The sequence below is a fragment of the Campylobacter insulaenigrae NCTC 12927 genome (assembly GCF_000816185.1).
Taxonomy (GTDB): Bacteria; Campylobacterota; Campylobacteria; order Campylobacterales; family Campylobacteraceae; genus Campylobacter_D; species Campylobacter_D insulaenigrae.
Map to the genome: position 1 here is coordinate 741,549 of NZ_CP007770.1, position 18,741 is coordinate 760,289.

Sequence of the window (18,741 nt, forward strand, 5' to 3'; positions counted from 1 at the left end):
CTTTTAAGATTTAGTAAAACTATACCTAAAAATTACAAAAATAAAAATTACTTATCCAAAAGCACCACTTAAATAAGCTTTTGTTTTTTCTTCTTTTGGATTGTTAAAAAATTCATTACTTTCATTAAATTCAACCAATTTACCTAAATGAAAAAATGCAGTATAATCAGCCACTCTTTTACCTTGTTGCATATTATGAGTCACCATAATCATAGATAAATCATGACTAAGTTCTTTAATTAGCTCTTCGATCACACTAGATGATATAGGATCAAGAGCTGAAGTTGGCTCATCTAAAAGTAAAAGCTTAGGTTTAATTGCCAAAGCTCTTGCTATACAAAGTCTTTGTTGTTGACCACCAGAAAGCGCTAAAGCACTTTGACGAAGCTTATCTTTAACTTCTTCTAATAAACCAACTTTTTCTAAACAACTTAAAACCAATTGTTCTTCTTGAGCTTTATCTTGTATCATTCCATGAAGTCTTGGAGCATAAGCTATATTTTCATATATACTTTTTACAAAAACATTAGGTTGCTGAAAAACCATACCAACATTTTTTCTAAGAACAACAACATCTTGATTTTTTACATCTTTTTTATTTACTTCTACAAGCCCATCGATTGTAGCGATTTTGTCATTCATACGATTAAAACAGCGTAGAAATGTTGATTTTCCACAACCTGAAGCACCTATTAAAGCTGTTATTTTATTTTTTTGTATTTGCATATTGATATCAAATAAAGCTTGTTTTTTTCCATAGAATAAATTTAAATCAACAGTTTTTGCAATAATCATGAATTTTTTCCTTGAAAATATTTTCTAAGTAATACAGCACTTAAATTTAATATAACTAAAAGTCCTAATAAAATTAAAATTCCAGCAGCAGTTCTTTCTAAAAATGCTCGTTCTGGCATAGCAGACCATGTGAAAATTTGAGCTGGTAAAACACTAGTTGGTGAAAAGATACTACTAGCTACATCAGGAATAAAAGCTATCATACCTATTATCATTAAAGGTGCTGTTTCTCCTATAGCTTGTGCTAAAGTTAAAATAGAACCTGTGAGTATCATAGGCATTGCCAAAGGAAGCATTATACCTTTAATCATTTGAAATTTACTCATACCTAAAGCATAAGCTGCATTTTTCATATTAACATCTACACTTTTTAATGCAGCTTTTGTAGAAACTATAATAATTGGCAAACTCATTATAGCTAGTGTAAGACCTCCTGCGATAGCTGAGGATCTAGGCATACCAAATAAATTTATAAACACACCAAGTCCCAAAAGTCCAAATAAGATACTAGGAATACTCGCAAGATTATTTATACAAACTTCTATAAAATGAGTAAATAAATTCTGTGGAGCAAATTCTTCTAAATAAATTGCCGCACCAACCCCAATTGGAATACTTACAACCATACAAACAACCATCACAAGTAAAGTTCCCACAACAGAAGATAAAATACCTGAATTTTCAGGTGATTTTGAATCTCCATTTAGAAAAAAATTTGCATTAAATTTTAATTGTATTTGTTCTTTTTGCATCAACTCATTTATAAGTTGTATTTGCGCATCATCAAGTTTATTATAATTTTTTTTCATATATTGATCTACTTCAGCATTTGCTAAAAACCAAGCCTCTCCGCTTACTTGAGAAGATCGAATTTTTCTTTGTTCTACTCGAGATAATAATTCATAAACTGGAGAATTTCTCTCTGCATATGTATAAATATAAGTTTGCTTAAAAGCTCCAAGCCCTAAATAAAAAATACTTGATAAAAAAATACCAAGAAAAACAAGATTTATATAAAGACCCATTTTGCAAAATCTTTTAAAAGATTTTGAGGCTTTTTTTCTCTGTCTAAACAATTTTTTCATAAATTTTTCCTTTTATGAAAGCGATTGATTAAATAAACGCTAAAAATATTAATAATTAAAGTAATAATAAACAATACAAATCCTAAAGAAAATGCACTTAATGCTAAAGAACTATCAAAAGCTTGATCTCCGCTTAAAGCTTCTACTATTTTAACAGTAACTGTTGTCATATCTTCTAAAAAATTCATACTCAAATTCGGTCTTAAGCTAGCAGCCATAACCACTATCATAGTTTCACCAAGTGCTCTTGAAAGCCCTAAAAGACAAGCAGCTACCATACCAGGCAAAGCCTCTGGTAAAATTACTGCAAAAACTACTTCTTTTTTTGTCATACCTAAAGCATAAGCGCCATTTATTCTTTTTTGACTAACAGCTTCAATACAATCTTGAGATAAAGAAGCTATAATAGGAACTATCATTATCCCCATAATAAATCCTGCCCCAAGAGCACTTTGAAAACTAGCATTAATACCAAAAAGAGAGAAAAACCACACTATAAAAGGAGCCACAACTATCGCTGCAAAAAATCCAAAAACCACGGTTGGAATTCCAGCTATAATTTCTAGAATTGGTTTTAAATAATTTTTAGATTTTTTACCTGCAAAAACGCCTAAATAAACTGCGCACATAATTCCAAGAGGCAAAGCAGTTATCATAGCAATTAAAGATATATAAAAAGTTCCCCAAAATAAAGACAAAGCACCAAAAATTCCTTCTTTTCTTACTCCATCAGCTCCAACAAAAGCTGTATCAGCAGCCCACTGACTAGAAAATAAAAAAGTAAAAACGCTTTCTTTTTGAAAAAATTTCAAAGCTTCAACTAAAATAGTTAGCATAATGGCAAAGCTTACCACTACGCTAACAAAAGCACAAAGAAAGAGTATAAATTTAACTATTTTTTCTTTTGCCAATTTCTATCCCTATATACTAAAAAACTTTTCCAGCTTTTACAAGCTCAGAATTTAATAATTCTTTTTCATCAACATGTTTTTGCATTTGTTTTAACATATCATCATTTAAAGGAACGAGACCTATTTTTTCTAATTCTGCTCCTGATTTAGCCAAATCATCGCTAATATAAATTTTTGCAAATTCAAGTGCATCTTGATTTTTAGCGTTAACATAAATAAACAAAGATCTTGATAATTTATAAGATCCATTGGAAATATTTTCATTATTTGCTTGAATATTATCTATACTCACAGCATTAATCTTATCTTCATTACTAACTAAAAATCCATAACCAAAAAGCCCAAAAGCTTCTTTGTCTACATTTAATTTTGAAACAATTAAATTATCATTTTCTCCACTTGGTATATACATTCCATCTTGACGTATTGCTTTATATTTATCTTCATATTCTGAAAACTTTTTAGCACTATGTATCATAATTAATTCTTCTATAGTATCTCTTGTACCAGAACTAGAAGGAGGTCCGTAAATAGTAATTTTTCTATTAGGTAATTTTGGATTGATTTCGTTCCAGTTTTTATAAGGATTTGGAACTAATTTTCCATTTTGTGGTATTTCTTTGGCTAATGCTAAAAACAATTCCTCAGTTGTAATATTTAAAGGAGCATTGATTTTATTTTGAGCTAAAACAATACCATCATAACCTATCATTACTCCAAGAATATCTTTAACTCCTGAATTTTGACAAACTTCAAATTCACTAGGTTTTATAGCTCTTGAAGCATTAGATATGCTAGTTATACCTTCGCAAAAAACTTTAAAACCACCTCCAGTTCCTAAACTTTCCACTATAGGAGTTTTTACATTTTTTATCAAAGCATATTCTTCTGCAACAAAAGAAGTGAAAGGATACACTGTAGATGAACCAGCTATTTTAAGGTCTGCTGCACTTAAACTCATAAAAGCCATCAAACTTAAAGCTAAAACTTTTTTCATAGATTTTCTCCTTAATATTAAAAAAGTAATGAAAATTTAAAATAAAATGGAAACATTTTGGATACAAATATTTTTTGATATAATTTTTGAATGTTAAATTTAGTTCTGATAGAAGATGATAAAGATTTAAATGAGCTTTTATGTTTTAGATTAAAGCAAGAAAATATTAACGTCTTTAGTTTTTTTGATTTTTTAAATTTGGAAAACTTTTTAGATAAGAATGATATTGATTTAATCATTATGGATAGAAATCTTCCAAGTGGAGATAGTATTGAAATGATTAAAAAAATGAGAAAAAAAGGTTATGATGAAAATGTTATTTTTCTCAGTGCTAAAACTTTACAAAAAGATATTTTAGATGGTTTTGAGCAAGGATGTGATGATTATATTTGTAAACCTTTTGATTTTAACGAATTACTATTTAGAATTAAAGCTGTTACTAAAAGAAATAAACTTCAAAAAGAAGAAATAATTTGTGGTGATTTTATTTTATATTTTGAAGAGAGAATACTTTCTTATAAAAATGAAAATATAAATTTAAGCACATTAGATGTTGAGCTTTTAAAATGCTTTTTTATTCATAAAAATCAACTTTTAAATAGACAATTTTTAAGCGAACAAGTATGGAAAAACGACAATACTAGCGATAAGACTATCAATACTGCCATAGTAAGATTAAAACAAAAAATACCTCAAATAAAAGAAAAAATTATAGCAGTAAGATCTGTAGGATATAAATTTTGCTAAAAATTAAAACTTTCTTTTTGCTTTTGTTTAGCTTTCTTTGTATTTTCTTTATGATTTTATTTTTTATTATAAACGAAGAGTACATTGATAATATCACAAAAAGCACCTACGAACAAAAATTAAAAACCTTGCATGATACACTAAATTTTGGCCTACTTAAAGAAATTAATCAAGATAATATTTTAGACTTCGCATTACAAACAAGAGCAGATTTTATCATTAAAAAAGAAAATAAGATTATTTCATCATTAAAAGATTATTCTTTTTTCATAGATAAATTTAATACGCAATTAAGCAACACACATTTTAATAAAAAAATAATTTATTATCAATCTTACACTTATGAAGATTTTCGATATATTATCATAGTCTACCCCAAAGATGTAAAAACAGAATTTTGGATACAAAATGCTTTTATATTTGTTATATTTTTACTTGTTTTAAGTTTTACTTTTATATTTATTTATAAAACTTTTAAAGAATATTTTCAAGAATTACTCAATTTCATTAAAAATATAAATTTAGAATCAACTTTTATTTTTAAAAAAATTTTTTTTAAAGATTTAAATTTAATCAATACTTTTTTACTCAAAATTAAAAACCATATCCATAAGCAAAATTCTCAAAATAAAAAACAAGCTAAAAAGATTAAGACAAAAAACGAACAACTTTCTAATTTAATCAGCGTAATTTCTCATGAGTTAAAAAATCCTTTAAGTGTGATTAATTTAAGTTTAGAATCACTTAAAAATAATCAAAATAGCCCTACTCAAACTTATTTAATTGATAAAATTCAAAAACAAAGTTTTAAAATCAATCAATTAACTCATAAACTAAATTTTGCCTTTAATTTAAATTCTATAAATAAAGAAAAATTTGATCTTTTTAAATTAAGTCAGGAAATTGTTAATTCATTTAATGAAACACGAATTCATATAGATGGCGAAAAAAGTGAAGTTTTTGCAGATATTTTTTTAATCGAACATGTAATCATTAATTTGATTAACAATGCTTTAAAATATAGTTCTAAAGACATATATATACAAATTAAAAATTGCGAATTTATTATAAAAGATGAAGGTATAGGCATAGAAGAAAAGCATTTAAAATTAATCACCAAAAAATTCTATAAAATCAATCCAAGTCAAAGTAATTCCTTTGGTTTAGGATTATTTTTAGTTAAAAAAATACTTTCTTTGCATAATAGTGCTTTAAAAATTCAATCTACTCCATACAAAGGAAGTATTTTTTCTTTTAGTATTAATTAATCATTCTCTCAAAAATCCGTATTCATAAATTTTTGGCTCGATTTTTTTAGCCAAAACACCCAAAGCTAAATTCAAATCACTAAGTAAAATTTTATAATGTTCATCTTTTGTTTTGCTAGGTATATTCATCTTGCCTTTTTCATCTCTACCTTGAAAAAATTCTTTTATATCATACAAAGAAGCATTGACTAAATATCCTGCCTTTTCTTTATGCGTGTGATAATACTTAAAAAATTCTTTACCTGCTTTTAAAAGTTCTTTTGCTTCATTAGAAAATTCCACCTTACCTAATTCATCATCAAACAAAACATCATCATTTTTTATCTTGCCATTTATAAATTTATACATAAAATCACTCTTAAATGCTTCTTGAGTAATGCCTAATTCTTTCTCACTAAAAGGTATGAAGTGATTTACACCTTCTTTTGCACTTATGCGATTTTGTCCGTGAAAAAGCATAAAAGCTAAACAATCACTTTGAAATTCTTTATCGTTTTGATATGCTTTGTTTGGGTATAAAAACTGATCTCTATCATTTAACCAATTAGCTTTTATAACATGTCGCACAGAAAAATAAACTGCGGTGTCAATAAGGTTGTTTTGATTTATATTTTGAAAAATACCATGTCTATTTGTTTTTTTATTTAGCAATGCTACTAAATTTTGGGTTTGAAAATCTGGTGCATCAGCCATTAATACACCTATTTCATTATCTTCAATATTAAATTTTCTAAGCCATTTATTTATGCTTTCTTTTTCATCATTATAAAAATTTTTCTTACCTAAAAAATTTCCATTTTCATTAAAAATATCAAGCTTTACCTTTTTAAGCTCATCTTTTTGACTAGTATCCCATATTAAAAAACCTATGGGAAAATTTCCTTTTACATTATCAAAAGTATAAGAAGGCGCTATGAAGCCTTTTAAAAATTTAGATTTAAAAGTTTCTCTAAATTTTATAAAATTTGCAGAATTTATATACTTTAATTTAGAAAAACAAGCTAGTATAGCTCCATCGATCTCACAATATATTCTAATAAAAAATTGAGCAAAAAGTTCATTTCTAGCATTGCTTAAAATATCTTTATATTTTTCATAAACATAATTATCAAGACTAACACCTTTTTTGTGTTTTCCAGTTCCAGACATAGCAGCAGCAGTCCCAGCTTCTGCATAAGGTGGGTTTATAAAGATGATGAGTTTTTTGCGTTTATTTTCATCTTTTAAAATTTCTTGTAAATTTGAAGGTAGTTTTGATTTTTGGATTATATTGCCTTTATCATCTACTTTATCAAAAAAATCATCATTTAAAAAGTCAAATTGAAAAATATGTTTTTCATATAAATTTGCACCATTTTTTATACGCTCATGTATCACATCAACATCTGCTTTATCTATGGTAGAGCAAAAAACATTTTTTGCATTTGTGAAATTTGCTAACAAATTTCCTGTCCCACCAGCAAGGTCCCATGTATAGTATTCACTTTCATAGTCTTTGCCTAAAGCCTTTGATAAATACTCACAAGCCTTATCTACCCAAATTCTTGGAGTAAAAAACGCTCCCTTTCTTTCTCTAATGTCTTGATCTACAAGCAAATCCCTACGCTCTATCATATAATCCCAAAATTCCTCCAAAGGCGGACGCTCATAAATAGCCCAAAATTCTTTATGTGCTTTTTGATCATCTTTAAAGCCCGTTTTTTCCGTAGCGATAGAGCCTAGATCTGTCTTTTTGGCATTAAATTCATAATGATCTTTTTTCAAGATAGCAAAAAGCTTTTCTACTATGGTTTGATTTTCGTTTGAAAGTAAATCAGCTAGGTAAAAATCCGCATCGATAATACCATTTTTCTTTGCTAAATCCCAGTCTATACTTATGCTTTCTTTTACGCTTTTATTCCATTTGTGATATATACTTACAAAGTTGTTTTTGTCGATTTTAAATTTGCTTATATTTTCGTTTGTTAAATTTTCTTTTATGAAATTTGTTAATTCTTTGTCATTTTTTTCATAGTAAAAAATCAAAGCTTCATTTAAAATTTCATCTAATTCTTTCAAAAGCTTTAAAAACTGCTCGCTTGTGTGATCACTTGGCGTTACACTCCAGTCTATGTCGTTTTTATAAAAAACTTCTTGAATTTTAGAAAAAGGTAAAAATGCGATTTTTTCAGCATCAAATGCACCTATTAAAGCAGGTGTTTGCTCGGTGTGAAATTTATGTTTTCCTATGGTTAAAATAAGTTGAATGAATGATTTTTTAACATCACTTATGCCTTGCTTAGCTTCAGCCCAAAATAAATTAATCTCACCTAAGTCTTTGTGCTTTTGTGTGATGATAAAATCTATCTTAGAACCAACTATAGAAAATTTTGAAAAATACGCCTCACGCACTTTGTTTTTTAAAGTTTCTTCATCTATTTTTAACCATTTTTGCATTTTCAACCTTTGATAATAAATAAACTTACAATTTTAAGCAAAATAAAATTATTTTTCAACATATCCTCTTGGATTAATACCACGAAGATTTTTTTTGTAAGTCATTTTTATAAAATTCTATAAGTTCTTTTTGTTCATCAGTAGGATTTTTAAAAGTTTCTTCAACCATAGTTTTTAATTTATAAGGTTTAATATGATTTAATAAATTTTGATTAATGTGTTTTTGATTATTTTCATCTTTTTCTATAAAAATTTCTAAAACCAAGAAAAATATTTTTGAATTTTGTGCAAAAATTTTAAAAGTGTTTTCTAGGTAATGAAAATTATTTGTTATAAGAGCATAAATATGTGCTTTTATTTTCTCTTTTACTTTTTCACTATCTTCTTGAAGTAATTTGTCTAATAGTATTTTTAATTCTTTCTCATAAAAACACCCTTTTTCTCTCATAGAATAATTGCAACTATATATAAATAACATTCTTACATCTAGTGAGTAGGTATCATCAAGCAATTTATCGCTAACTACACTTTCCTTTTCTTTTAGATTGGAAAATATTTCCAAATAAGCTCTGCATTTGTTAAAGCAATAAAAATCTTTTTCTCCATAAATTTCATCAAAAATACCCCAAAGATAATAAATAAATTCACTGCTTTTAAAATCATTAGCGTAAACACTCATTTTAAAAGCTAATTGTTTAAATATTTCAAGTTCTTTTAAATCATACTCATTAAAAATATCATCATACTCTTGGTGTGAATTTGCCTTTATAATTTTATCTATAGTTTCTTTTCTGATAACATTTTCTGCAAAATTTAACACAAAATAATCTTGAAAATATTCTAAAGAAGCTATCCTGTATTTATGCTTATATTTTCTTCTATCTTTTAAATCAGAAAAATATCTATTATATAAATCATATATTTTAGGAAAAATAGAAATCAACAATTTTTTGATCACTTCTTTATTTAGTTTATTTAAATTTTCTATTTGCTCGTCAATCATTTTAGTATATATGGATTTTTGCTCTTCTTCATCAATCTCATAACTAGCTAAAGCAGTTCCAGCAAAAATCTCAAAATGATTATAAATAAACTCATAAAATTTTGGTTCAAAAACTTTAAACAAAGTAATCACAGCAAAATCATATAAATATAACTCTTGTTTTATAGCGCTCATTTCAAATTTTAAAACATTCAAGTATCTATTAATATCTCTTATATTTTCAAAAGCACCTGCAAAATTATTTGTATTTAAGTTCTCTATAAATTCATTTTTATCGATTTTTTCATAAACAAAGCCAAATTGTTCAATTTTTTGCATAAAAATCGCTATTAAATTAGCTTTATTTAATTTAGGTAGCACTATAGGAACTTGCACTATTTTTTCTATATATCTTTCACCTTTATCTTTTTGGATTTTGTCTAAAGCTTTAGCGACTATTTCATTATCATAAGCAAGAATATACATAGTATTTTTAAAATCTGCTATAGATCTAACAAGTTGAAAAATTTCTCGTATATCTGTATCGGCTAATCTATCAAGATCATCTATGACTATAATGATTTTTGTATCTATATTTGATAAAGCAGTGTTGATTTTATTTTTAATTTCATCTAAACCTTTTTTCTCTGCATTTAATAATTTATTAAAATCACTGATAGCATTTGAAGTTTTAGATATTGCCAATGAAGTAACCGGATCTGCGATCACATAAGATGACATTTTAAACAATAATGCTAAGTCTTCTAAATTTTGGGATACTTCAGAAAAAAATTTAAATTTAAAATGAGAATATATTTTTTTTAAATTTCTACATTTAAATTCAGGAAATGGGACTTTACAAATTTCTTTAGAAAGCATTGTAAAAAAATCACTAATGAGTTGTTTTCTAGTGGAAATATTCCAAGGATTGAAATTTATTATAATGAATTTTTCATCATCTTTAAAATCTTCTAAAACCATATTTATAAATGAAGTTTTCCCGCTACCCCAATCCCCTATAATACCTATAGAAATACTATCCTCATCTTGATAACTTTTTATAATTTTCGCTAGTGTAGCAGCATTTTCTTTTCTGTTAAATAAATCTTCATTTTTGCTTGTTATAGCTTTATCAACTTTAAAAGTATTTGTTTGCATTTTTTACTCTTTATTTTTTAGTGTAATTATATATAAAATATAAATTTAGTATATTTTAAACTTTAAAATATATCATTATAAAATCATTATTAAAAAAGGAGAAAAAATGCTTTCAAAAGAAGTAGTAGCTTTATTAAACGAGCAAATCAACAAAGAAATGTATGCAGCAAATTTATACTTAAGTATGAGTTCTTGGTGCTATGAACATAGTTTTGATGGTGCTGGAGCGTTTTTATTTGAACACGCTAAAGAAGAAAGTGATCACGCTAGAAAGTTAATCACATACTTAAATGAGACAGATTCTAAAGTAGAATTAAAAGAAGTTAAAAATCCTAGTAGTGATTATAATTCTTTATTAGATGTTTTTGAAAAAACTTTCCAACATGAACAAAGCATTACTGCTTCTATAAATAATCTTGTTGATTTCATGCTTTCTAGTAAAGATTATTCAACATTTAATTTCTTACAATGGTATGTTAGTGAACAACACGAGGAAGAAGCTCTTTTTAGAGGCATTGTGGATAAAATAAAATTAATAAGCGACAATGGTAATGGTCTATATATGGCAGATCAATACATTAAAAGCTTAATGAAAAATTAATTTTTAATATCATAGATATCTTTTATTTTAAAAGATATCTTGCAAAATAAAATCATATTTGTTATAATTTTTCATTTAAAAAGGAAATTTATATGCAAATGAATGAAATTGTAGAAAAAATAAAAATACTTCTTCAGCAAAATGGACTACCTAATGCTAAAGACATAGATGTTGCTAAAGCATTAAATATAAATCCTGATACTTTTTATAGTATGAAATTTAGAAATTCTATTCCGTATAAACAAATACTCCAATTTTTACATACACAAAATATTAATATCAATACATTCTTTTATGAAAATGTTTTGAGTGAAAATACCATTAATGAATATAAAGTTTTAAAGTATTATGATGTTAATGCTTCTATGGGTGGTGGAGCTTTAAATGATAATATTAGTTTTTCTGAGGTGATTATAGATAACAAACTTAGTGATTTTTTTGGCTCTAATCAGTGCGATATTATTCCGTGTATAGGCGATAGCATGGAACCTGAAATAAAAGATGATTCTCTATGTTTAATAGATAAAAATAAAAATTTCAAAGATGGTGGAATTTTTGCAGTAAATACTAGAGATGGCTTATTTATCAAACAAATTTTCAAAAGTGCAAAGGGAGTATATTTGCACTCTTTTAATCTCAGCTATGCTGATGTACATTATCAAAATGGTGATTTTTTAATCGTAGGCAAAGTTGTAGGTACCATAAGTAAAATGTAATTTTAAGGAATAAAAATGATAAAAATACTTTTATTGGCTGCTATTAATTTATGTTTCATAGCATGTTTTGATAATAAAGGGAACGATATAAAGCAATCAAATGTCGATGTACAATCTTATAAAGATGTTGCCTACTTATTTAAAGATAATACTCAAATACAAAATGATGATAAAAATATTTTAATTATTTTTGGTGCTAATGATTGTATATACTGTGAAAAATTAAAAAAAGAAATTTTACAAGATCAAAATTTACAAGATCAAATTAAAAATGATTTTAGTTCTTACTACATCAATATTAGCTATAAAAAAATTCATACTATTAAAAGAAATCATACTAGTGATCTAAGTACTACAGAACTTTCTAATTTATATAATATTAATGCAACCCCAACAATTGTAATTTTAAATAAAAAAGCCAAGACTATGTTTAATTATCCTGGCTTTATTAGTGCAAAACAACTAAATATTATAATGAACTTTCTAAATAAAGACGAAGTGCAAAATTTGAATGAATTGGAGATTGTAGAAAAAATCACCACTCTTTTAAAAGAATAATAATTCTATATAAATCTTATGAAATTTAATTTTTTGAATTAAATTTCATTTTTTCTATTTCTTGAAGTGCTGTGATTAATTCTTTTAAATTTTCATATGGAATATGAATTTTCCAATCCATCCCATTCTCTTTTTTTAAAGCAATTCCTATGCTTAAAACATCATTACTTCCTACTCCGTAAGGACTAGAAAGATTACATATGCTAATTTCTCCACTTTTACTACCATTTAGTTCAATTGTTTTAAGAATTTTTTTACTCATGCTTATCCTTAAATGTTGTAATAATTTTTGCTTGAAATTTTAACCAATCTTTTTGAAGCATGATAGGAAAACCTCCATAAACCCTAGCGCCTTCCAAATTTTTAGTTACCCCACCTCTTGCGGCAATGGTAGCAAAATCTCCAATTTGTAAATGTCCACTTGTGGCACTTTGTCCCCCCATAGTAACATTTTTTCCTAAAATACTTGAACCAGAAATTCCACTTTGTGCAACTATGATACAATTTTCTCCTATTTCGCAATTATGTCCTACTTGTACCAAATTGTCTATTTTAGTCCCTTGTTTTATAATTGTACTTTCAAAAACTGCTCTATCAATAGTTGTGCAAGCTCCTATTTCTACAAAATCTTCTAAAATTACATTGCCATTATGATAAATTTTATAATGTTCACCATTTTTAGTGTGAGCATATCCAAAACCATCGCTTCCTATGACACAATTTGCCAACAAATGACATTTTTTTCCTATCTTAGTATCATTATAAATAACAACATTGGGATGTATGATAGTATATTCTCCTATACTTACATTGTCTCCTATATAAGCTCCAGCCATAATAACAACATTTTCGCCTATTTCAACATTATCTCCTATATATACATTTGGCATAATCTTGGCACTTTTTGCTATTTTTGTTTTTTTTTCTTGATTTTGAAAACTTAATGGCTTAGCAAATAATTTACTCAATAAAGCAAAAGATAAATGAGGATTATCTACTACAAGCTTGATACTATCTTCGGGTACTAAATTTTCAAATTCCTTTGAAATTAATACAGCTCCAGCTCCTGTAGTTGAAATTTTTTTAGAATTTTTTTCTCCATCACAATAACTTAATTCTGTAAAAGATGCATTATCTAAAGAATTTAAAGCTGTTATTTCTATATCATTTCCATTATATTGTATACCTAAAAATTTTGTTATTTCACTAATTTTCATTTTACCTCCATTAAAATAGAACCACTTCTTACAATACTAATAGGATTATATTTTTTTATTGTTTTTAAAAAGTTATCAATCTTCAAAGCATCATCGCTAGCCATAACTATAATGCCTTCATTATCACTATAAGTAACATTACCATTATATGCTTTTAAAATCGCATCTAATCCTGCAAAATTTTCATTTAAAGGAATTTTAACTAGAGTTGTTTCTTTTTCTATAAAATCACTAGAATCTATTACTCTATAAGTTGGAATAAGTTTATGAAGCTGCTTGATAATTTGTTCAAAAACTCTTTCATCTCCTAAAGTCACTATATTAATTCTAGAAAATTCCTTATTATCAAGAGGTGCTACTGTGAGAGATTCTATATTGTATCCTCTTCCAGAAAATAAGCCTACAACTCGTGATAAAACCCCATGTTCATTTAAAACAATAACAGAAATTACCCTTCTTTTCATTTTCTATCCTTGTTTTTATAATTCGGTAAAATCATATTATAAATAGCTCCACCTGCTGGAACCATAGGTAATACATCTTCAAATCTATCAATAGCCACATTTAAAATAGAAGTTTTAGGAGATTTTAAAGCTTTATCAAAAGCATCTTTAAATTCTTGTTTTGTAAATACATCATAAGCTTCACATTTAAAACCCTTAGCTATACTAATAAAATCTGGTTGATCACTTAAATCTGTATTTGAAAATCTTTCTTTATAAAACATACTTTGCCATTGTCTTACCATGCCCAAAAAAGAATTATTCAAAATAATATTAATTACTTTTATATTATGAGAGCTAGCAGTCATCAATTCTTGAATATTCATCAAAAAAGATCCATCTCCGGCAAAATTTATCACGATTTCTTCGTTTTTAGCTGCCAATTTAGCCCCTAAAGCAGCAGGCAAAGAATATCCCATAGTTCCTTGACCTCCACTAGTTGCTAATTGTCTTGGGTAATTAAAAGGATAAAATTGTGCTACCCACATTTGATGTTGTCCAACGTCAGTGATAATTCTCGCATCAGGTGCTAGTTTTGCACATTCTTGTATAACCCATTGAGGTTTTAAAAATTCATCACTATCTTCATAGGTTAAAGGATAAAGTTGTTGATAATTTTCCAAAGTTTTTAGCCATTCTTGATGCTTTTTAAAATCAAAATGTTCTTTATTTAATTCTTTCAAAATATCAGCAATAACACTTTTTATATCTCCAACTATAGGAAAATGTGCTTCGATAATCTTAGAAATAGAACTTGGATCTATATCAATATGAACTATTTTTGCATGTTTGGCAAATTCGCTTGTTTTTCCTGTAATTCTATCATCAAATCTTGCACCAACAGCTATTAACAAATCACATTCACTTAAAGCTATATTAGCACAATAACTTCCGTGCATACCTGCCATTTTCAAATTTAATTTATCATCATTTTTTAAGGTACCTAAAGCCATAAGTGTTTCAACGGCAGGAATTTGAGTTACAGTAATTAATGATCTTACTTCTTCACTTGCATTTGATGCAATACAACCACCACCAAGATAAAATAAAGGTTTAGTCGAATTTTTAAGAAGTTCGATTAATTTTTTAATTTGCTTAATATTACCTTTATAAGTTGGCTTATATGTCTTCATAGTAATTTCTTTTGGATATTCCCATACACCAAAATCAGCTGTAACATCTTTAGGAATATCAATATGCACAGGACCTTTTCTTCCAGTTGTTGCTATATAAAAAGCTTCTTTTAAAATTTTTGGCAACTCTTCAATATTTTTCACTAAATAATTATGTTTTACACAAGGTCTTGAAATACCTATTGCGTCAATTTCTTGAAAAGCATCTGTTCCAATTAAAGAATTTGCAACTTGAGCAGAAATCAAAACAAGAGGAATTGAGTCACTATAGGCTGTTGCTAAACCTGTTACGGTATTAGTAAAACCTGGACCACTAGTTACTACAGCTACACCAACCTCTCCACTTATTCTAGCATAAGCATCAGCACTATGCAAAGCAGCTTGTTCATGTCTTACTAAGATATGTCGAAAATATTTTTGTTTAAAAATTTCATCATAAATGTTTAAGGCAGCACCACCAGGATAGCCAAAAACAACTTTAACTTTTTCCTCTTTTAGTGCTTCGCAAATCATTTGCGAGCCACTTAGTTCTATCATTTTTTGCCTTTAATTAAAATGGGAAGTATTATAACTATAGTTTAATAAATATGAAATTAGAAAGCAAATTCTTAAAATTAAGAATTTGCTTGAGTATTACTTGCGTATTCTAATCCTAAATCAAATGCTTTAGCATTAGCATCTCTAGTTTTAGATGGAACCATATCCAACATAATAGTCTTTAAAGCTTGAATATCAATACATTTACTCATATAAGCAGCAATAGCTAAAGCTACGACTGATTGAGTTGCTACATTGCCTACTTTTTCCTTAGCAATAGTAATAATTGGAATTTCAAAAATTTTCCATCTTGCGTAATCTTCTTTACTAGGATGAACTAAATTTGGTTCTATTACCATAATACCACCATTAGAAACACCTTCTTTAAAGCTTTGATAGCCTTTATCTGCAGTTGATAACATAAAACTAACTTCACCTTCAACAGCATATGGAAAAAAGATTTCATTATCATCAATAATGATATCTACTTTAGTAGGACCACCTCTTACTTGAGAAGTATAAGTAGAAGCCTTAAAAGCATTTCGACCTTCTTTAATAGCTGCTTTAGCTAAAATTTCTCCAGCAGTAATAACTCCTTGACCACCTTCGCCACAAAATCTTAATTGGTATTTCATTTTAGAGCTCCTAAGTCAATCATTCTTTTTTCTTTTAATGCTCGTCTAACTTCTTCATAAGCATCACAATATTCAGCTTTGTTTTCATCTTGATGTAAAATTCCTGTAGGAAATTTATCTTTTCTTTGCTCGGCATCTAATTGTTCAAATTTATTTTTTTCAACACAACGATCTTTAATCCAATCAAGCATAGTGACAGCTTCGCCCATTTTATTTTTTCTACCTAAATTAATATGACAATTTGAAAAAACATCTACAAAACTATAACCTTTATGCGATAAGGCTTTAAATATAATATTTTCAAGTTTGCTTGATTCTATAACGTTTGTTCTTGCGATAAAAGAAGCTCCAGCTGCTTTTGTTAACTCGCATGCATCAAAGTTCGGATCGATATTACCAGCTTGAGCAGTTACTGTATAAAAACCTTGTGGAGTAGTTGGAGAAGTTTGAGAATTAGTAAGTCCATAAATAAAATTATTAATTAAAATATGAGTTAAGTCAATATTTCTTCTACAGCCATGAATAGTATGATTACCTCCGATTGCTAAAGTATCGCCATCACCACTTACTACAATAACATGCTTATTAGGATTTGCAAGCTTAATTCCTGTAGCATAAGCAATAGCTCTTCCATGAGTTGTATGCACAGTATTGCAATTAACATAAGAACTCATCCTGCCACTACAGCCTATACCAGAAACTAAACACACATCATCCATATTCCAGCCTAATTTTTGTATAGCTCTAATAATAGCTTTTAAAACAACACCGTCACCGCATCCCCAGCACCATTGTGTAGGAAGTTTATCTACCCTTAAATATTCATCATAATTAAAAGCCATTTATATATTCTCCTTTACTTTAACAATAATCTCGCTTGGAGTTATAGGACGACCATTAGCACGATGTAAACTAATAAAATCATCTCTTTTACTTACTCTTTGAATTTCTTCCAAATATTGACCCATATTTAATTCACTAACCATAACTTTCTTAAATTTGCTAACAACTTGTGCTATCTTTTGCTCTGCAACAGGATAAAGTGTAATAGGTCTAAATAATCCTACTTTTAAACCTTCTTCTCTAAGTCTCATAATAGCCTCTTTAGCCGATCTTGCTACACTTCCATAGGCAATAATTAAGAATTCTGCATCGTCGATCATATACTCTTCCCAAGTGCAAATTTCATTTGTATTATTTTTTATCTTACCAAATAATCTTTTTATATTTTTATCGACTATAACACCATCTTCGGTTGGAAATCCTATATCACCATGATGAAGACCTGTTATATGATAACGATATCCTTGAAAAAATGGATTTAATGTTGCTGCTTCATTTTCACCTGCTGCATAAGGCTTATAATCTTTTTTATCACCACTAAATTTTTTACGATTAATGATTTCAAGTTCGCTTAATTCAGGTAAAATAGCTTTACCATTCATATGACCAACCGTTTCGTCTAAAAGCAAAAAAACAGGGGTCATATATTTTTCAGCTAAATTAAACGCTCTAATAGTTTCAGTATAAGCTTCTTCTAGTGAAGCTGGAGCTAAAGCTATACTAGCATAATCTCCATGAGTTGGACTTTTTGCTTGAAACAAATCTCCTTGTGCAACCCTAGTTGGCAAACCAGTTGAAGGACCACCTCTCATAACATTAACAATAACAAGTGGAATTTCAGCAATAAAACCTAAACCAATTTGCTCAGCTTTTAAAGAAATACCAGGACCGCTACTTGCAGTCATTGATTTAACACCACTCATACTAGCACCAAGAGCCACACTGATACCTGAAATTTCATCTTCCATTTGTATAAAAGTACCGTCATTTTTTGGCAACATATGACTTAATTCATGTGCTATTTCAGAACTTGGGGTAATAGGATAACCACCAAAAAATTTACAACCACAATCAATGGCTGCTTTTGCTACTAAATTATTACCAGTTGATACTACTTCTCTCATTACTCTTTCCTAAGCATTTAGTTTTTTATATTTATTTTCTTTGACAGCTTGTGCTCTTTCTTTAGCCTCTGGAGTTAGTTTTGCAAATTTAAACTCATCTCTTTTAGCAACAAAAATAGCAAAGTCAGGACAATGACTTTCACACTCACTACAACCTATACAAGATTGCGGATGAACAACTTCAATCATCTGTCCCAACACAGAACTAATCTCATCTCTCATAGCCAAAACACCAGCAGGACAATAACTCACACAAATATTACAGGCCTTGCATCTTGTTTCATCTACCCACACTGGTGTATCTTTTGGAGCAACCATTTACTTTCCTTTCAATATTTTATCGGTATATTAACAATTTTTATATTAATCAAAGCCCACATTATATCTAAATTAGGTTCTTATGAAATAATATTTAAAAGATAAATATAAAGTAAAGGAAATTTATAACGCAAAGTAACATCTAAAGACAAAAATATAGAAAAATAAGCATTTACA

At 27.8% G+C, this 18,741-nt stretch carries 19 protein-coding genes; 5 read left to right on the forward strand and 14 right to left on the reverse strand.

Going from position 1 to position 18,741, the window contains the following annotated elements; translation table 11 throughout:
* Nucleotides 1-51: 51 nt before the first annotated feature.
* Genes pstB through CINS_RS03895 form a run of 4 tightly spaced genes read right to left on the reverse strand, consistent with a single transcriptional unit; the run spans nucleotide 52 to nucleotide 3,788 of the window.
* Entirely contained in the window at nucleotides 52-792 is a 741-nt protein-coding gene (pstB, locus tag CINS_RS03880) for a phosphate ABC transporter ATP-binding protein PstB (protein ID WP_084593997.1), read from the reverse strand.
* Nucleotides 792-1,880: a phosphate ABC transporter permease PstA gene (gene pstA, locus CINS_RS03885; protein WP_039650019.1), complete on the reverse strand. Its 1,089-nt coding sequence runs from the start codon at nucleotides 1,878-1,880 to the stop codon at nucleotides 792-794. The genes pstB and pstA overlap by 1 nt, the downstream gene beginning before the upstream one ends.
* Complete coding sequence (gene pstC / locus CINS_RS03890) at nucleotides 1,877-2,791, reverse strand: phosphate ABC transporter permease subunit PstC (RefSeq protein ID WP_039650021.1); 915 nt, start codon at nucleotides 2,789-2,791, stop codon at nucleotides 1,877-1,879. The genes pstA and pstC overlap by 4 nt, the downstream gene beginning before the upstream one ends.
* Nucleotides 2,792-2,807: 16 nt before the next feature.
* The gene (locus tag CINS_RS03895; protein WP_039650023.1) at nucleotides 2,808-3,788 is read right to left on the reverse strand and encodes a substrate-binding domain-containing protein; all 981 of its coding nucleotides are present in this window, start codon (nucleotides 3,786-3,788) and stop codon (nucleotides 2,808-2,810) included.
* Nucleotides 3,789-3,878: 90 nt separating this feature from the next.
* Here CINS_RS03895 and CINS_RS03900 point away from each other — a divergent pair, with 90 nt between their 5' ends.
* Together CINS_RS03900 and CINS_RS03905 are read left to right on the forward strand one after the other, a co-directional pair.
* Nucleotides 3,879-4,535 (forward strand): response regulator transcription factor, encoded by a 657-nt coding sequence (locus CINS_RS03900; protein WP_039650024.1) that lies wholly within the window; start codon nucleotides 3,879-3,881, stop codon nucleotides 4,533-4,535.
* 50 nt (nucleotides 4,536-4,585) lie between these two features.
* The gene (locus CINS_RS03905; RefSeq protein ID WP_126437488.1) at nucleotides 4,586-5,803 is read left to right on the forward strand and encodes a sensor histidine kinase; all 1,218 of its coding nucleotides are present in this window, start codon (nucleotides 4,586-4,588) and stop codon (nucleotides 5,801-5,803) included.
* Here the strand turns inward: CINS_RS03905 and CINS_RS03910 are convergent, their stop codons facing one another.
* The gene (locus CINS_RS03910) at nucleotides 5,804-8,239 is read right to left on the reverse strand and encodes a hypothetical protein (RefSeq protein WP_039650028.1); all 2,436 of its coding nucleotides are present in this window, start codon (nucleotides 8,237-8,239) and stop codon (nucleotides 5,804-5,806) included.
* Between the two features lie 73 nt (nucleotides 8,240-8,312).
* Entirely contained in the window at nucleotides 8,313-10,379 is a 2,067-nt protein-coding gene (locus CINS_RS07680) for a KAP family P-loop NTPase fold protein (RefSeq protein ID WP_069107216.1), read from the reverse strand.
* Between the two features lie 106 nt (nucleotides 10,380-10,485).
* On the opposite strand from CINS_RS07680, the gene ftnA reads away from it, so the two are divergent.
* From ftnA to CINS_RS03930, 3 genes are all read left to right on the forward strand, one after another.
* Nucleotides 10,486-10,980, forward strand: coding sequence for a non-heme ferritin (ftnA, locus tag CINS_RS03920; RefSeq protein ID WP_039650030.1), 495 nt, complete (start codon nucleotides 10,486-10,488; stop codon nucleotides 10,978-10,980).
* A 92-nt stretch (nucleotides 10,981-11,072) separates the two neighbouring features.
* Complete coding sequence (locus CINS_RS03925) at nucleotides 11,073-11,696, forward strand: S24 family peptidase (RefSeq protein WP_039650033.1); 624 nt, start codon at nucleotides 11,073-11,075, stop codon at nucleotides 11,694-11,696.
* 15 nt (nucleotides 11,697-11,711) lie between these two features.
* Nucleotides 11,712-12,254 (forward strand): SoxW family protein, encoded by a 543-nt coding sequence (locus CINS_RS03930; protein ID WP_039650035.1) that lies wholly within the window; start codon nucleotides 11,712-11,714, stop codon nucleotides 12,252-12,254.
* A 25-nt stretch (nucleotides 12,255-12,279) separates the two neighbouring features.
* Here CINS_RS03930 and CINS_RS03935 read toward each other — a convergent pair whose 3' ends face one another.
* The 8 genes from CINS_RS03935 to CINS_RS03970 form a co-directional block, all read right to left on the reverse strand.
* Nucleotides 12,280-12,516 (reverse strand): hypothetical protein, encoded by a 237-nt coding sequence (locus CINS_RS03935; RefSeq protein ID WP_052251963.1) that lies wholly within the window; start codon nucleotides 12,514-12,516, stop codon nucleotides 12,280-12,282.
* Nucleotides 12,509-13,471: a UDP-3-O-(3-hydroxymyristoyl)glucosamine N-acyltransferase gene (gene lpxD, locus CINS_RS03940; protein ID WP_039650038.1), complete on the reverse strand. Its 963-nt coding sequence runs from the start codon at nucleotides 13,469-13,471 to the stop codon at nucleotides 12,509-12,511. Before lpxD ends, CINS_RS03935 begins: the two co-directional genes overlap by 8 nt.
* Nucleotides 13,468-13,935, reverse strand: coding sequence for an acetolactate synthase small subunit (gene ilvN / locus CINS_RS03945; RefSeq protein WP_039650040.1), 468 nt, complete (start codon nucleotides 13,933-13,935; stop codon nucleotides 13,468-13,470). The genes lpxD and ilvN overlap by 4 nt, the downstream gene beginning before the upstream one ends.
* On the reverse strand, nucleotides 13,932-15,644 hold the full coding sequence (locus tag CINS_RS03950; protein WP_039650042.1) for an acetolactate synthase III, valine-sensitive, catalytic subunit: 1,713 nt from the start codon (nucleotides 15,642-15,644) through the stop codon (nucleotides 13,932-13,934). The genes ilvN and CINS_RS03950 overlap by 4 nt, the downstream gene beginning before the upstream one ends.
* 77 nt (nucleotides 15,645-15,721) lie before the next feature.
* Nucleotides 15,722-16,279 (reverse strand): 2-oxoglutarate:acceptor oxidoreductase, gamma subunit, encoded by a 558-nt coding sequence (locus tag CINS_RS03955; protein ID WP_039650044.1) that lies wholly within the window; start codon nucleotides 16,277-16,279, stop codon nucleotides 15,722-15,724.
* A complete protein-coding gene (locus CINS_RS03960) occupies nucleotides 16,276-17,121 on the reverse strand; it encodes a 2-oxoglutarate ferredoxin oxidoreductase subunit beta (RefSeq protein ID WP_039650046.1) in 846 nt (281 codons plus the stop codon). Before CINS_RS03960 ends, CINS_RS03955 begins: the two co-directional genes overlap by 4 nt.
* Nucleotides 17,122-18,246 carry a 2-oxoglutarate synthase subunit alpha gene (locus CINS_RS03965; protein WP_039650048.1) on the reverse strand — a complete coding sequence of 375 codons (1,125 nt, stop codon included), beginning with the start codon at nucleotides 18,244-18,246 and terminating at the stop codon, nucleotides 17,122-17,124.
* A 9-nt stretch (nucleotides 18,247-18,255) separates the two neighbouring features.
* Nucleotides 18,256-18,564: a 2-oxoglutarate:acceptor oxidoreductase, delta subunit gene (locus CINS_RS03970; RefSeq protein ID WP_039650050.1), complete on the reverse strand. Its 309-nt coding sequence runs from the start codon at nucleotides 18,562-18,564 to the stop codon at nucleotides 18,256-18,258.
* Between the last annotated feature and the right edge of the window lie 177 nt (nucleotides 18,565-18,741).